The sequence below is a fragment of the Azohydromonas sp. genome, from assembly GCF_035325925.1.
Classification (GTDB): Bacteria; Pseudomonadota; Gammaproteobacteria; order Burkholderiales; family Burkholderiaceae_C; genus Calidifontimicrobium.
The window spans coordinates 1-14,870 of sequence record NZ_DAOKZA010000031.1; the positions used below are offsets into that span (position 1 = coordinate 1).

A 14,870-nucleotide genomic window follows, 5' to 3' on the forward strand; every position below is an offset into this window, starting at 1 on the left:
GCGTAGTCCACGCCGATGCCCACCGCGAGCACCATCACCGGCAGCGTGGCCACCGTCAGCCCGATGTCCAGCGCCTTCATGAACGCGTAGCCGACGAAGGTGCCCACGGTCAGCGGCAGGCAGCACGCCAGCACCGCGCGCAGGTCGCGGTAGACGGCGAACACCAGCAGCACGATCACCGCGTAGACGTTGAGCATCATCGGCAGCTCGCTGGCGGCGACCTCCTCGTTGATCGCCGCGAGCACGCCGGCGTTGCCGGCGGCCAGCCGCACCGTCACGCCGCCCAGCGGCTGCTCGTCGCGGTAGCGCTTGGCCGCGGCGATCACGCGCTCGATCGTCGTCGTCTTGTGGTCGGCCAGGTACAGGTGCGCGGCGGTCATGCTGCAGTCCTTGCGCATCGTGCCCGGGGCGCGCGCGACCTCGAACGCCAGCGCCGCGTAGTTCGCCGGGTCGACCGGGATCACCGACATCTTCGGGTGGCCTTCGTTGTAGCCCTCGCTGTACTGGCGCAGCTGGGTCGAGAACGAGTCGATCGACATCACGCCGTCGACGTCGCGCATCGCGTAGGCGAAGCGGTCGTGGTGCACGCCCACGGCCACCGCCTCGCACGAGTCGGCCGGCGCCTCGAACACCACGCTCAGCCAGTCGAGCCCCATGTCGAAGCTCGACGCGATCGACACCGCGTCGCGGTTGAAGCGCGCCTCGGCGCGCAGCTCCGGCGCGCCGGGCTCGACGGTGCCGACGACACGGTCGCGGCTGTACCACAGCGCCGCGGCGAACACCGCCGCCGCGACGGCCAGCACCCAGGCCGCGGCACGCGGCTCGGCCAGCCGGGCCAGCGCGCGCAGCAGGTTGGAGCGGCGCTCGCGCACGCGCATCTGCGCCACCGCGTAGTCGCGGCCCACGCGCACGTACGACGCCGCCAGCGGCAGCATCACGAGGTTGGTGACGATCTTGTAGGCCACGCCCAGCGCCGCGGCCACCGCCAGCTCGCGCACCATCGGGATCGGGATCAGCATCAGCGTGACGAAGGTGACGAAGGCCGTCACCAGCGCCAGCGTGCCGGGGATCAGCAGCCCGGTGAAGCTGGCGCGCGCCGCCTCGTCGGGCGACTTGCCCTGCGCGATCTCGCGCACGATGTAGTTGATCTGCTGCACGCCGTGCGACACGCCGATCGCGAACACCAGGAACGGCACCAGCACGGCCAGCGGGTCGAGGCCGTAGCCGAGCAGGTGCAGCGTGCCGAACTGCCACACCAGCGACGCCAGCGAGCACACCACCGGCAGCAGCGTGAAGCGCCACGAGCGGCAGTACCAGTACACCGCCAGCGTCGTCAGCACCAGCGCGACCAGGCAGAACTCGAGCACCGCGGCGGCGCCGTCGGCGATGTCGCCGATCTGCTTGGCGAAGCCGATGATCTGCACCTCGAACGCGGCGTCCTCGTGCCGGGCGCGCAGCGCCTCGAGCTGCGCGTTGTAGGCCACGTAGTCGATGCGCCGGCCCTCGGCGTCGTACTCGTTGAGCTCGGCGGTGATCATCGCGCCCGACTCGTCGTGCGCGACCAGCGAGCCGACGAAGCCGCCCTGGCGCGCGGTGCGAGCGATGCCGGCGATCGTCGCGTCGTCGAGCGCCGCCGGCGTCACCGTGCCGGGGATCAGCGGGTCGGCGCGGAAGCCCTCCTCGGTGATCTCGTTGACGAACGCGTTGGGCGTCCACAGCGAGGTCACGCTGCCGCGCGAGACGTGCGGCAGGAACATCACCGCCTGCGTCACGTCGTGCAGGCGGGTGAGCCCGTCGCGCGTCCAGATCGCGCCGTCGCGCGCGCGCACCACCACGGTCAGCCGGTTGGCGCCGATCAGGTCGTCGCGGTAGGTGCGGAAGGTCTCGACGTACTCGTGGCCGACCGGCATCTGCTTGTCGAAGCCGGCGTCCATGCGCAGCTGCAGCGCGAAGCCGGCCATCGCGACCGTCAGCAGCGCCAGCGCGACGAGCACCGGGCCGCGCAGGCCGAACAGCGCGGTCTCGATGCGCAGCAGCGCGCGCACCAGCGCCGACGCGGGGGCGTCGGACGCTGCAGCGGGAGGGTCGGCGGCGGGCATCGGGGCGGGTACGGCCAGCGGCACCCGGGCGCGCCGCCGCGCCCGGGTGCCGGTGGCGTCAGAAGTTGCGCGCGACGAAGGCGCCGAAGAAGTTGCGGTCGCCCAGCGGCTGGTCGAACGGATTGCGGCCACCGCCGTACATCGCGTAGTTCAGCCCGATCTGCCAGTTCGCCGGGTTCTGCGTGAACAGCAGGTACAGGTTGGTCACGCGCGCGCCCTCCATGAACAGCGCGGCGAGGTTCGGCGTGCGACCGGACACCGCGCGGAAGTGGTACACGCCCGGGGTGACCTGCCAGCCGGGAATCAGCGAGCCGTCGTAGACCCAGCTGAAGTCGAAGTTGAAGCCCCACGAGGTCCTGGTGCCCGCCGCGTAGACGGTGGCGCCGCCGTCGTCGGACCAGTTCCACAGCCCGGCCGCCGGCAGCTGCGACACCGGCGTGCCGTCGGGCGCGTTGCGCAGGAACACCTTCTTCAGCCCCGGGTAGTGCACGACGACCGCCTCGGCGAGCAGCGTCGCCGTGTCGGCGCCGAGCAGGTCGAGGAACGCGCCGTGGTCGCCCGGCGTCAGGCTCAGCAGCCCGGTGACGTGCATCTGCCAGCGCTTGCCGTCGACGTAGAGGTTGCACTCGCCGGCCGGGGCGAAGCCGTCGACGTTGTTGCCCTCCTGGCCGGGTGCGAAGCAGCTCGACAGCGTCATCGCGTCCTTCGGGCGGTACGACAGCTCGGCGCCGATGGCCCAGTTGCCGAGCGGGAAGCTGACCGAGGCGCCGAACAGCTTACGGTCCTCGAGGAACACCCACTGGCCCTCGGACTGGCCGTTGACGAAGCGCAGGTTCGGCGTCTTGTCGTGGTAGTTCAGCGCGTAGAAGCCGTAGTTCGCGCTGCTGCCGGCGGGCTGCCAGCGCAGCGCCACGCCCCACTGGCCGCCGTCGGACGGCTCGGCGTCGCCGATCAGCGGGATCGACGGGAACTCCGGTTCGCCGAGCGCGGCCGCCGACGCCGGGTCGGGGCCGAGGTAGATCGGCTGGCGCCCCTTGTCGTAGAGGTCGACCACCGACCAGTAGCCACCCACCGGCGGGAACTTGAAGCGGTTCCAGCGCACCTGGTAGTACGCGTCGACGCTCAGCCCGCGCCCCAGGCCCAGCGAGCCGCTGATCATCGGTGCCGGCAGCGACGCCTCCTGCAGCTTCAGCCCCGGCTGCGACAGGCGCTGGATGTCGAGCGCGTTGGTCGCGTTGATGCCGCCGGGCAGGAACAGGCTCTCGCCCCAGTTCAGGACCTGGTTGCCCACGCGCAGGTTGTAGCGCTGCTCGCCGGCCTGGCCCGACTTGCCGACCCACAGGTCGAGCAGGCGCACGTCGGTGACGATCTCGCCCTTGGCGTCGGACGACAGCGGCGTGCGCGCGGTGTCGTCGGCCTTGAAGTCGTGCAGCCAGTTGACACGGCCGAGGAACTTCCAGTCGTCGCGGAAGTTCAGCAGCAGCTCGTGGTTGCCCTTCAGGTAGCCCGAGAAGACGTCGCCCTTGCGGTAGTTGAGGTTGCCGTCGTCGCCGCTGCCCCAGCGGAAGATGTCGGCGCCGTCGCAGTACGACAGGTCGCCGACGCGCGCGCACGACGGGTCCTTCGCACGCACGCCGGCGCCCAGCGTGATCGTCGAGTCGAAGTTGCCGCGCACCCCCTCGGTCTCGAAGGTGAACGCGTGCGCCGCGGTGGCGCAGGCGGCGAGCGCCGCCAGCGCGATGGCGCGCCGACGCGCGGGCGTGCAGGTCTGGTTCATGCCTGTGCTCCTCGGTGTGCCGGCGCTCAGCGGTCGCTGATCGCGCGCAGGTTGTCGGCGGTGTAGAAGCCCGGGCTGAAGCGCGCACCGCTGGCTTCGACGACCCAGCGCACGTCGGCCCCGGTGCCGGCGGCGTGCATGTCGAACAGGTAGCGCCCCTCGGTGAGGTTGTGCTGCACGAAAGCCGAGACGTCGCAGCTGCCGGTCTCGTAGACCGGGATCAGGAAGCCCTCGCGCACCTTGGCGATGCGTCCCTGCGCGTCGTAGTCGTCGGCGACCAGCATGTTCCAGCTGTCCTCGTCGAGGTGGAAGGTGCGCTTGGGCGCCGTGTGTCGCATGCCGGCCTTGACGGTGGCCTCGACCACCCACACGCGGTGCAGCTCGTAGCGGCGGTGCGTCGGCGCGATGCCGTCGGCCTTGGCGATGTCCTCCCACTTGCCCTTGAAGTCGTAGGCGCCGAACGCGTTGTACGGCACGTACATCTCCTTCTTGCCGACGAGTTTCCAGTCGAAGCGGTCGATCGTGCCGTTGAAGACGAACGGCTCGTCGAGCGTGTACTGGTTCTCCATGCCGATCTGCGGCGAGTCGTACGAGTACGACGGCATGCGGCGCACGCGCCGCTGGCCGGGGAAGTAGTAGAAGGTCTCGCTGCCGGGCTGGTTCAGGTAGAACGCGATCGCCAGCGCCTGGCCGGCCAGCGCGGTCGGCGAGTTGTAGGCGAAGTACGCGTAGTACTCGACCTGCGGCAGCGTCGACAGCTTGGTCGAACCCTTCACGCCCCAGGGCATGAACGCGGTGAACTCCTGGCCGGCGCGGATCCACTCGCTGCCGCCCTTGCGCGGCGACACCGAGGTGACGGTGTTCTTGTAGTCGATGCCCACGCCGCGGTAGCGCATCTTGGCGTTCCACATCGCCTCGGTGCCGGTGGCCGGCAGCGGGAACGGGTAGCCGGGCACCCAGGCCTCGGCGAGGCTCCAGCCGTCGGCGCCGATCTTCGCGAAGCCGACGTTCTTCTTCGTGTTGTCGGCGACGAAGTCGGGCACGCCGCAGCTGCGCCGCGTCGGGTAGACGTCCATGCGGTAGCCCTTGACCTGCTTGAGCATCGCCAGCTGGCCCGGGGACAGCCGCGCGGCGTGCTGGTCGGCGTTCGACGCGTCGATGCTGAACAGCGGCTTGTCGCCCTTGTGCACCCAGTGGTCGCCGCGCGGCGCGCCCGGGCTCCAGCCGGCATGCTGCGGCTGGTTGCCGGCCCAGGCGGGGATCGCGCCGTCCTTGCCGGCGGCGCGCTCGGCGCCGGAGGGCGTCAGGTCGGCGCCCAGGCGCGTGGCGTCGGCGGCGGCCGGGGCGGCCACCGTGGCCAGCACCAGGGCGATCAGCGGGAGGGCAGGGCGCTTCATCGGAGCTCCTCGATCGTGCAGCGGCCCCGCGGCGGCGGGGCCGGGAATCGGCCGGTCGTCGCGACGGTCTCGCGACGACCGGTCGATTGTTTCATTGTCAACGAGATCGTGAATCCGCAATCACCCTGACGCACGACCCGCCGCGGCGTCACTTCTTGATGCTGATCACCTGCGGCTGCGTGACCGCCTTCAGCCCGTCGACGCCGAACTCGACGCCCCAGCCCGACCCCTTGATGCCGCCGAACGGCACCATCGGGTGGATCATCCCGTGCTGGTTGATCCACACCGTGCCGGCCTGGATGCGCGAGGCCACCTCGCGCGCGCGGCCCACGTCGCTCGACCACACCGACGCGCCGAGGCCGACGTCGAGCCGGTTCGCGCGCGCCACCGCGTCGTCGACGTCGCGGTAGCGGATCACCGGCAGCACCGGGCCGAACTGCTCCTCGTCGACCAGCGGCGCGCCGTCGTCGATGTCGGTGACGATCGTCAGCGGGAAGAAGTTGCCCGGACCGTCGGCCGGCCGGCCCCCGCAGACGATGGTGGCGCCGTCGGCGCGCGCGCGCTCGACGAGGCGCGAGACCTTGTCGAACTGCATGCGGTTCTGGATCGGGCCCATCACGGTGCCGTCCTTCATGCCGTCGCCCATCGGCATCGCCTCGGCCAGCGTCTTCAGCTCGGCGACGACGGCGTCGTGCAGGCTGTCGGGCACGTACAGCCGCTTGGCGCAGGCGCAGGTCTGCCCCATGTTGAGGAAGGCGCCCCAGAACAGGCCCATCGCCATCGCCTTCGGGTCGGCGTCGGGCAGCACGATCGCGGCGTCGTTGCCACCCAGCTCCATCGTCGTCGGCGTCAGATTCTTCGCCGCCGCGGCAGCGATCTTCGCGCCGGTGGCCCCCGAGCCGGTGAACATGATCTTGTCGACCCGCGGGTCGTCGACCAGCCGCGCGCCGACCTCGCCCGGGCCGCTGACGGTGTTCAGCACGCCCGGCGGCAGGACCTCGGCGATCAGCCGCACCATCTCGAGCGTGCCGATGCTGGTGTACTCCGAAGGCTTGATGACCACCGTGTTGCCGGCGCGCAGCGACGGCACGATCTGCCAGATGGCGATCAGCAGCGGCCAGTTCCACGGCGCGATCGCCGCGATCACGCCGTAGGGCTTGCGGTGCACCTCGTCGCGGCGCGTGTCGTCCTCAAACGCGACGTCGACCGGCAGTTCCAGGCTCGCCGGCACCTGGGTCCAGACCTCGCAGCCCCAGACCTCGAAGCGCGCGCCGGGCACCTGGTCCGGGCCGACGCCGCCCAGCGGCTTGCCCTGCTCGCGCGTGACCCAGCCGGCCAGCGTCTCGGCATTGGCCTTGATCACCTCGGCGACCTTCATCATCAGCGCCTTGCGCTCGGCGTCGGGGCGTGCGGCCCAGGCCGGCTGAGCGCGCTTCGCGGCGGCCACCGCCTGCGCGACCTGCTCGGGCGTCGAGTGCGGCACCAGGCCGAGCACTTCGCCGGTGGCGGGGTTGCGCGACTCGAAGGTGCGGTCGGACACGACGGCGCGGCCGTCGACGGTGTTGGCGTAGGTCTTCATCGGGGTCTCCTCGGCGGTCGTCGTGGCAGGGCGCGATGGCTCGCGCGCGCGGCAGGCCAGTGTGGGCAGCGCCGGGCGCCGCATCCATCGCGAAGATTCGCGACGGGAAAACCCGCGTCGGCGTGCGCGAACACCCCGATGCTGCAACGCACGGATCGCGGCACCATCGGGGCCGGAGCACCGCGATGGACGACGACCTGCTGCTGCAGACCCAACGCCGCCTGCGCCGCAGCCTGTTCGAGGGGCCGCGCGCGATCGCCTGGCGCCCGGCGCGCGAGCTCGCCGCGCAGTTGCTGCTGTACCTCGACGAGCCGCTGCGCTGCTGGCAGATCACCGCCGAGTGGCTGCGCGACGCGCTCGACGCCGACCGCGTCGACGGCGGCTACGGCGGCTGGGTCGGTGCCGACGGTGCGGGCAGCCGCTATGTCGTGCTCGCCGAGGCGCGGCGCGCGGCGCTGCCGCTGCCGTCGGTGCTGGGCATCGGGTTCGATGCCACCGACCCGTCGATCCGCGCGGTGTGGGCCGGCCACGGCGTCGCGGCGATCGCCGAGGTCGAGCAGGAACGGCGCTTCAGCGCGCGCATGCGCGGCGAACTGCGCACGCTGGGCACGGCGGCCAAGCTCGCCCTGCCGGTGCGCGACGGCGCCCGCCCGGTCGGCCTGATGTGCGCCGACTGGCATCGCCGTGCGCCGCGCTGGAACGCGCAGGCGTGCAACGAGCTGCCTGCGGTTGCCGCCCAGCTGGTCGGCCCGGTGCTGGCCGCCGCCCAGCGGCTGGCCCGCGAGACGATCGAGCTCGACGCGACGCCTGCGGTCGACGAGGCACGCGACGCCGGCGCGCCGGCGCTGGCCGGACTGACGCCGGCCGAACAGCGTGTCGCGTGGCTGGTGGCGCAGGGGCTGAGCTACAAGGAGGTCGCGCGCCGGCTCGGGCGCTCGCTGTCGACCGTCGATCACCAGCTGCGCAGCATCCGCCTCAAGCTCGGCGTGCGCTCGACCTCGCGACTGGTCCACCTGCTCAGCGAGCATCGGCCGGGGCCGCGCTGAGAGCGACCCGGATCCGCGTGTCGGGCGGACTTGCGCGATCTCGGGCTCAGACTCAAGATGACCGTCAGCCGTTGGTAGGTCGCAGGCGGTACGTCAGCGAGCCGTCGGCGTCGCTTTGATGCACTTCGCCGGCTGGAGTGGCAAAGCGGCGTGCACGGCGAAGGCGAGCCCGAGCACGCCTTCGCGCACCCATCACGACGGCCCTCGCGGCAGGCAGCACCCGCTGCGTGCGATCTGTGTGGCGGCGAGCAGCGCAGGCGCGGGGTCGGCGCGCGTGAGCGCGCTTCGTGCTCTGACTCGTGGACGTGGTCCGAGCGAAGCGACCGCAGGGAGCGTAGCGAGTTCGGCCGCGCGACCCCGAGCCGAGCAGCGCAGTCGGCCTGCAATGTCGACCGCCACAGGGTGAGCCCGCAGCGGGTGCTGCCTGCCGCGACGCGCCAACCGTCGCCATCCAGCCAGTACACGATGACGGATCGACCACGCCGGCACCGAACCGAAGGTGCGGTGCGACGACGCCCCGTCACCTGCGGCCGTTCGCGACCGATCAGGTTCTCGCCACCCCTGACACCTGAGCCTGACCGACGGACGGCGCCGCCGCGATCCTGCCTTCGGCCACCCAGCGGTCGAAGATCGTCAGCGCGAGGTCGACGAAGGCATCGTCGTTGATGTGCAGATCGGGCTCGTGCAACTCGACCGGCGGCCGCGCGTGCCCACGCAACGCCTGCATGAAGGCGGCGTGGCCCGCCGGGTCGTGCATCGGCTCGCCCTCGCGGTCCCAGGCGTGGATGCCGCGGCGCGGCAGCAGCAGCGCCACCGGGCCGCGGGCCTGCGCGAGCCGCGCTCCGATCTCGGCGGCCAGCGTGCGCTTCTCGTCGTCGGTCGCCGCCACCGACGCGATCAGCCGGTTGTGCGCGTGATAGGCGCGGCCCAGGAAGCGCGGTGGCAGCGCGGCCCAGGTCTGGACGTCGATCATGTCGCTCGCCCCCGGGGCGACGATCTGCGGCACGCCCAGGCGGCCGGCAGCGCGCAGCCGGTCCGGGCCGGCGTGCACGACCGAACCCTGCATCCAGTTGGCGAGCTCGGCCTGGCAGAAGTCGAACACGGCGGCGAACTGCCCTTGCTCGAGCAGCGCCTCGAGCGCACGCCCGCCCATCCCGGTGGCGTGGAACACGACCGGCTCGTAGCCGCGCGACTGCAGCGCCGGCGCGAGCCGCACCATGTACGCGAGGCACGACTTGCCCAGCGAGGTGATCGCCACCCGCGGCCGCCCGGCGCGCGGCGGGTCGACCGCGCGACACGCGCCGACCACCGCGCCGGCGGCCTGGCTCAGCGTCGCGCGGCAAACGTCGTTGAGGCCGTACAGCCCGCCGGCCCACAGCACCATCATCAGGTCGGGCGCGAGGCGCTCGGGCGGGATCAGGTGCGAGCTGGCCACCGTCGTCACGATCACCTTCGGCACGCCCAGCGGCAGCGCCGCGGCGACGTCGAGCGCGAGGTCGGTGCCCATCGTGCCGCCGAGTGCGATCATCCCGTGCAGTGCGCCGCGCGCGTGGCGCTGGCGTGCGATCACCGCCGCGCCGCGTGCCATCGCCGCCATCGCGGCGTTCTCGTCGCCGAGTGCGGCCAGCGCCTGCAGCGTCGTGCCGGCGGCGGCGGCGACCTCGGCGTTGCCGATCTCGGGCGGGTACGGCGGCGTGCCGAGCACGCCGACGTCCATCAGCGCGACGCGCGCGCCCTGCGCCTCGGCGCAGCGGCGCAGGTAGGCGAGCTCCTCGGCCTTGGTGTCGGCGGTGCCGACCAGCAGCAGCGCGGGGGCGTCGCGCACGGGCTCAATCCTTCGTCGCACCCGGCAGCGCCGCCAGCTCGGGCCGCTCGGGCTCGAACAGCCTGCGCTTCATCGCCAGCTTGACCCACAACGCGCCGACGACGGCGAAGACGGCCAGCACGATCCCGGTGTAGCTCGCGATTTGGCCCGTCATCTCGGGCGCCGGCGACGAGTTGAGGACGACCACCGCCATGCCGGCGATCGCAGCCAGCGGCAGCAGCGGGAACAGCGGCACGCGAAACGGCCGCGGCCACTCGGGGTGGCGCCAGCGCAGCACCAGCAGCGAGACCTGCGCCATCGTGTAGGCGAGCAGCCAGGCCACCGACGCCGCGATCATCAGCGGCAGGATCGCGTCGACGCTGCCGCCCGACCACACCAGCCCCACCAACGGCAGCGCGGCGACGAAGGCGATCGCCGCCACCGGCGTGCCGTGGCGCGGGTGCGTGTAGCGGAAGATCGGGAACACCTGCCCGTTCATCGCCATGCCCCACAGCATGCGCGGCACCGCCGCCAGCACGGTGTTGAACAGGCTCGCCGACGCGACCAGCGCCAGCGCCGCGAACCAGACCTTGGCGTGCGGGCCGAAGACCGCGACCACCGCATCGAGGTGCGGCGTCGCGCTGCCGGCGAGTTGCCCGCGCGACAGCACCGCCGCGCCGCCGAGCGCGAACAGCAGTTGCGCGAAGAAGATCGCCGTCAGCCCAAGCACCATCGCGCGCGGCATGTCGCGCTTCGCGTCGCGCGCCTCGTTGACCAGCGGCGTGACGAACTCGACGCCCATGAAGATCCAGAACGCCAGCGCGACGATGCCGAGCACCATTGTGTCCTCGGCCATCGTCGCCAGCGCGATGTCGTGACCGGCCTCGGTGGCCGGCGTGCCCGCGCCACCGAGCGCCAGCGCGCCGGTGACGAGCAGGAACACGAGCACGATGAAACCCAGCGCCGTCTGCACGCGCGCGAAGATGTCGGTGCCCAGCACGTTGAGCCAGGCGAACAGCAGCACCAGCGCCACCGCCCAAGCGAAGGGCGGCAGCGGCAGCGGCAGCGCCTGCGTGACGATCTGGTCGACCAGGATCAGCTCGGCCGGCAGGCCGAACATCGCCGGCGTGATGTAGCCGGCAAACACGAGCAGGATCGCCGGGAAGTGCCCGAGCGCGGCCTGCGCGAAGCTCGACAGCGCGCCGGCACTGGGCAGCATCAGCGACAGCTCGGCGTAGGCGAGCACGTTGGCCAGCGCCAGCGCGTAGGCGATCGCCAGCGCGCCGACGAAGCCCCACCCGGCGATGCCCAGCCCCTGCATCACCGACACCATGCCGATCTGCGCGACGATGACCCCGATCGCGGCGGCGAACAGCGCGCGAAAGCCCAGCGTGCCCGCGGGCGCGGGCGCGGCCGCCGTCGTGGCGGCGGATGGGGCGATGGCCTCGTTCATCGTCGTCTCCTCATGTCGGTCTCGCCCGCCGCGGCCCATCCGCGACAAGGGTGCACCCGCGTGCGTCGCTCACCCCTGCTCGACCGCCGCGAGCGCGGCGTCGAGCGCATCGCACAGCAGGTCGACCTGCGCGCGTTCGATCGTCAGTGCCGGCGACAGGATCACGTTGGCGCCCGAGGTGCGCACCATCGCGCCGCGCCGGTAGGCCTCGCGCGCGACCTGCGTCACCTGCTTCGCGCCGCGCGGCAGCGAAGCCTTCGTCGAGCGGTCGGCGACCAGTTCGAGGCAGGCCATCAGCCCGATGCCGCGCACGTCGCCGACCAGCCGATGGCGCGCGCCGATCTCGCGCAGCCGCCCGTTCAGGTACGCGCCCTCGCGCGCCGCGGCGCCGACGATGTCTTCGCGCTCCAGGATGTCCAGCGTGGCCAGCGCGGCCGCCGCGGCGACCGGGTGCGCGCTGTACGTGTAGCCGTGCGAGACCGAGCCGAAGGTCGCGTCGCCGGCGGCGACGGCGTCGGCCACGCGGGTCGACACCGCGGTGGCGCCCAGCGGCACGTAGCCCGACGAGATGCCCTTGGCCAGGCACCACAGGTCGGCCTGCACGCCCCACAGCCGGGTGCCGAACATCGCGCCGGTGCGGCCGAACCCGGTCACGACCTCGTCGGCGATCAGCAGCACCTCGTACCGGTCGCACACCGCGCGCACGCGCGGCCAGTAGCTCGCCGGGGGCACGATCACGCCGCCGGCGCCCTGCACCGGCTCAGCGATGAAGGCCGCCACGGTGTCTGGGCCCTGGAAGACGATCTCGCGCTCGAGCAGTTCGGCGCACAGGCGCGCCAGCTCGTCGGGGTCTTCGGTGTACGGGTTGCGGTACAGCCAGGGCGTGTCGACGTGGAAGCAGCCCGGCAGCAGCGGCTCGTAGGCGCGGCGGAAGTTGGTGTTGCCGTTGACGCTCATGCCGCCGAAGTGCACGCCGTGGTAGCCCTGGCGCAGCGCGATGAACTTGGTCCGGTCGCGCTGGCCGCGGCACTTCCAGTACTGGCGCGCGATCTTCAGTGCGCCCTCGACCGCGTCCGAGCCGCCGTTGCTGAACACCACCGCCGCGACGCCGTCGTCGGCCATCAGCGCGACCAGCCGCTCGGCGAGTTCGATCGCGCGCGGGTGCGTGGTGCCGCGGAAGATGTTGTAGAAGGCCAGTTCGTCGAGCTGCTCGACGATCGCGTCGCGGATCTCGCGCCGGCCGAAGCCCAGGTTGGCGCTCCACAGCCCGCCGACGCCGTCGACCAGCCGGTGGCCGTCGACGTCCCAGATCCAGCTGCCCTCGCCGCGCACGATGATGTCGGGCGGCTGCTCGCGCATCGACTGCGGATGCGCCATCGGGTGCCACAGGTGGCGTGCGTTGGCCGCCTTCAGCGCGGCGGCATCGAGGCGTCTCGAGCTCATCGCCACTCCTCGCAGTGCAGGCCCAGCCGCACCGCGACGGCGGCGACGTTGCCGGGCACGTCGCGCAGGTCGAAGTAGTGCACCTGCATGCCGGCGTCGACGGCACCGGCGATGTTGCGGAACTGGTCGTCGACGAACAGGATCTGCGCCGGCGGCAGCGCCAGCTGCTCGGCGGCCAGCGCGTAGGCGCGCGGGTCGGGCTTGAGGATGCCGGTGTGCGTCGCGTCGACCACGGCGTCGAGCCCGCGCAGCACGTCCATGCGCTCGAGGAACGCCGTGCCGTAGAACAGCTCGAGCTCGTTGGACAGGATGCCCACGCGCAGCCCGGCCGCGCGCGCGGCGGCGATCAGCCGCGCGATCTGCGGGCGCACCGTGCGCACCGGGTCGGTGTGGCGCACGCGCGCGAGCATCGCGCGCGTGTCCCAGTCGTGCTCGCCGACCGCCTCGCCGAGCTCGCGCGCGCGCAGCGCCCAGTAGTCACGCTCGCTGATCTGCTGGCGCTGCAGCGCGCGCCACAGCGGGTCGGTCGACGGGTCCAGCGGGCCGAGCCAGGTCAGCGTGCCGGCCGGCAGGCCGAGCTGGCGCTCGGTGTCGCGGTGGCACTCGAACAGCGAGCGGCTGATCACCGCGCCGAAGTCGAGCAGCAGCCCGCGCGGCGGCGTGCGCGGCGCGCCCGCGTCGACCTGCGCGTCGTCGGCGACGGCGGCGTTCATGTGGCCACGCTCACCAGCTTGAGCTCGGTGCAGCCGAGCAGCCCCTCGAGCCCGCTCTCGTGGCCGACGCCGCTGGCCTTGACGCCGCCGAAAGGCGTCTCGGGCTGCGACACGCCGAAGTGGTTGATGCCGACCATGCCGGCGTCGAGCGCGTCGGCCAGCCGCGTCGCGGTGCGCAGGTCGTGCGTGAAGGCATACGCCGCCAGCCCGTACGGCAGCGCGTTGGCGCGCGCGATCGCGTCGTCGAGGTCGTCGAAGGCGTCGAGCAGCGCCAGCGGGCCGAACGGCTCGTCGCGCTGCACGCGCGCGGCCGGCGGCGCGCCCTCGATGACGGTGGGCGCATAGAAGTACCCGGGGCGGTCGATGCGGCGGCCGCCGCACGCGAGCGAGGCGCCGTGCGCGAGCGCGTCGTCGACGAAGGCCTGCATCTCGCGCACCCGGTGCTCGGCCACCAGCGGGCCCATCTGCGACGACGGTTCGCTGCCGGGGCCGACGCGCAGCGCGCGCGCGCCGGCGACGAAGGCATCGCGGAACGCCGCGTAGCGCGAGCGGTGCACCAGGAAGCGGATCGGCGATGCACACACCTGGCCGGCGTTGCGGAACTTCGCCGCCACCGCGAGCGGCGCGACCGCGGCGGGGTCGGCGTCGGCGCAGACGATCACCGGCGCGTGGCCGCCGAGCTCGGCGGTGTAGCGCTTGCCGTGCGCCGCGGCCAGCGCGCCGAGTTCGCGGCCCACCGCCACCGAGCCGGTGAACGAGACCTTGGCGATGCGCGGATCGGCGATCAGCGCGCGCGCGATCTCGGCCGGGCGGCCGGCGACGAGGTTGAGCACGCCGTCGGGCAGCCCGGCGTCGACGAAGCAGCGCACCAGCGCCGCCGCGGCGGCCGGGGTGCGCTCGTCGGGCTTGAGCACGACGCTGCAGCCGGCAGCCAGCGCCGCGCCGATCTTGCGCGCCGGCAGGTTGCAGGGGAAGTTCCACGGCGTGAACGCCGCCACCGGCCCGACCGGCACGCGCAGCACCGTCTGGCTGGCGACGCCGGGCGTGCGCGGCGGCACGCCGCGCGCGGCCAGGCGCTTGGCCTCCTCGGCGAGGAAGTCGATGATCTCGGCGGACAGCCGCACCTCGCGCTCGGCCTCGGCCAGCGGCTTACCCTGCTCGCGCGTGAGCACCGCGGCGACGTCGGTGGCGCGCTCGCGCAGCAGCGCGGTGGCGCGCGAGATCAGCGCGAAGCGCTCGATGGGCAGCCTGCGGCGCCAGACGTCGAACCCCGCCGCGGCGGCCGCCGCGGCGGCGTCGACCTCGGCCGCCCCGGCCACCGGCAGCGCGCCCACGACCCCGCCGGTGGCGGGGTCGACCACCGGCAGCGTGCCGCTGGCGGTCGCGTCGACCCACGCGCCACCGATGCGCAGCGCCGGCGCCGGGTAGGCCGGAGGCACCGGCACCGGTGTGGAAGTCGGTGCGGACGCAGTCGATTGTTTCATTGTCAACGAGTAGTATCGTCGCCCGACGGCGCCGCGCACACAGGGTGGACCCTGATGGCCGGCGGCCCCCAGATT

10 protein-coding genes are annotated in these 14,870 nt (G+C 72.7%); 1 reads left to right on the forward strand and 9 read right to left on the reverse strand.

The features are described from left to right. From PKC53_RS12275 to PKC53_RS12290, 4 genes are all read right to left on the reverse strand, one after another. Positions 1–2,099: MMPL family transporter (locus PKC53_RS12275; RefSeq protein WP_324428955.1), on the reverse strand; the 2,099-nt coding region annotated here is incomplete at its 3' end. A 58-nt stretch (positions 2,100–2,157) separates the two neighbouring features. Continuing rightward, a complete protein-coding gene (locus PKC53_RS12280; protein ID WP_324428957.1) occupies positions 2,158–3,876 on the reverse strand; it encodes a DUF1302 domain-containing protein in 1,719 nt (572 codons plus the stop codon). A gap of 26 nt (positions 3,877–3,902) precedes the next feature. Next, positions 3,903–5,273, reverse strand: a complete 1,371-nt coding sequence (locus PKC53_RS12285) for a DUF1329 domain-containing protein (RefSeq protein WP_324428959.1) — start codon at positions 5,271–5,273, stop codon at positions 3,903–3,905. Between the two features lie 148 nt (positions 5,274–5,421). Next, positions 5,422–6,852, reverse strand: coding sequence for an aldehyde dehydrogenase family protein (locus PKC53_RS12290; RefSeq protein WP_324428961.1), 1,431 nt, complete (start codon positions 6,850–6,852; stop codon positions 5,422–5,424). Positions 6,853–7,037: 185 nt separating this feature from the next. Between PKC53_RS12290 and PKC53_RS12295 the strand changes: the two genes are divergently transcribed. After that, positions 7,038–7,898, forward strand: a complete 861-nt coding sequence (locus PKC53_RS12295) for a LuxR C-terminal-related transcriptional regulator (protein WP_324428963.1) — start codon at positions 7,038–7,040, stop codon at positions 7,896–7,898. Positions 7,899–8,442: 544 nt separating this feature from the next. Here the strand turns inward: PKC53_RS12295 and PKC53_RS12300 are convergent. The 5 genes from PKC53_RS12300 to PKC53_RS12320 all read right to left on the reverse strand — a co-directional run bounded on the left by PKC53_RS12300 (position 8,443) and on the right by PKC53_RS12320 (position 14,756). Beyond that, positions 8,443–9,723: a Tm-1-like ATP-binding domain-containing protein gene (locus PKC53_RS12300; protein ID WP_324428965.1), complete on the reverse strand. Its 1,281-nt coding sequence runs from the start codon at positions 9,721–9,723 to the stop codon at positions 8,443–8,445. Between the two features lie 4 nt (positions 9,724–9,727). Then, positions 9,728–11,155, reverse strand: coding sequence for an APC family permease (locus PKC53_RS12305; protein ID WP_324428967.1), 1,428 nt, complete (start codon positions 11,153–11,155; stop codon positions 9,728–9,730). Positions 11,156–11,224: 69 nt separating this feature from the next. Next, positions 11,225–12,598, reverse strand: a complete 1,374-nt coding sequence (locus PKC53_RS12310; RefSeq protein WP_324428969.1) for an aminotransferase class III-fold pyridoxal phosphate-dependent enzyme — start codon at positions 12,596–12,598, stop codon at positions 11,225–11,227. Continuing rightward, entirely contained in the window at positions 12,595–13,311 is a 717-nt protein-coding gene (locus tag PKC53_RS12315) for an HAD-IA family hydrolase (protein WP_324428971.1), read from the reverse strand. Before PKC53_RS12315 ends, PKC53_RS12310 begins: the two co-directional genes overlap by 4 nt. Next, positions 13,308–14,756 (reverse strand): NAD-dependent succinate-semialdehyde dehydrogenase, encoded by a 1,449-nt coding sequence (locus PKC53_RS12320; RefSeq protein WP_324428973.1) that lies wholly within the window; start codon positions 14,754–14,756, stop codon positions 13,308–13,310. Before PKC53_RS12320 ends, PKC53_RS12315 begins: the two co-directional genes overlap by 4 nt. Positions 14,757–14,870 lie beyond the last annotated feature (114 nt).

Excerpts from the sequence above, each read along its gene's own strand:
- PKC53_RS12315 (WP_324428971.1), bottom strand. The coding sequence starts at position 13,311 with ATGAACGCCGCCGTCGCCGACGACGCGCAGGTCGACGCGGGCGCGCCG.
- PKC53_RS12310 (WP_324428969.1), bottom strand. The coding sequence starts at position 12,598 with ATGAGCTCGAGACGCCTCGATGCCGCCGCGCTGAAGGCGGCCAACGCA.
- PKC53_RS12290 (WP_324428961.1), bottom strand. The coding sequence starts at position 6,852 with ATGAAGACCTACGCCAACACCGTCGACGGCCGCGCCGTCGTGTCCGAC.
- PKC53_RS12305 (WP_324428967.1), bottom strand. The coding sequence starts at position 11,155 with ATGAACGAGGCCATCGCCCCATCCGCCGCCACGACGGCGGCCGCGCCC.
- PKC53_RS12285 (WP_324428959.1), bottom strand. The coding sequence starts at position 5,273 with ATGAAGCGCCCTGCCCTCCCGCTGATCGCCCTGGTGCTGGCCACGGTG.
- PKC53_RS12295 (WP_324428963.1), top strand. The coding sequence starts at position 7,038 with ATGGACGACGACCTGCTGCTGCAGACCCAACGCCGCCTGCGCCGCAGC.
- PKC53_RS12280 (WP_324428957.1), bottom strand. The coding sequence starts at position 3,876 with ATGAACCAGACCTGCACGCCCGCGCGTCGGCGCGCCATCGCGCTGGCG.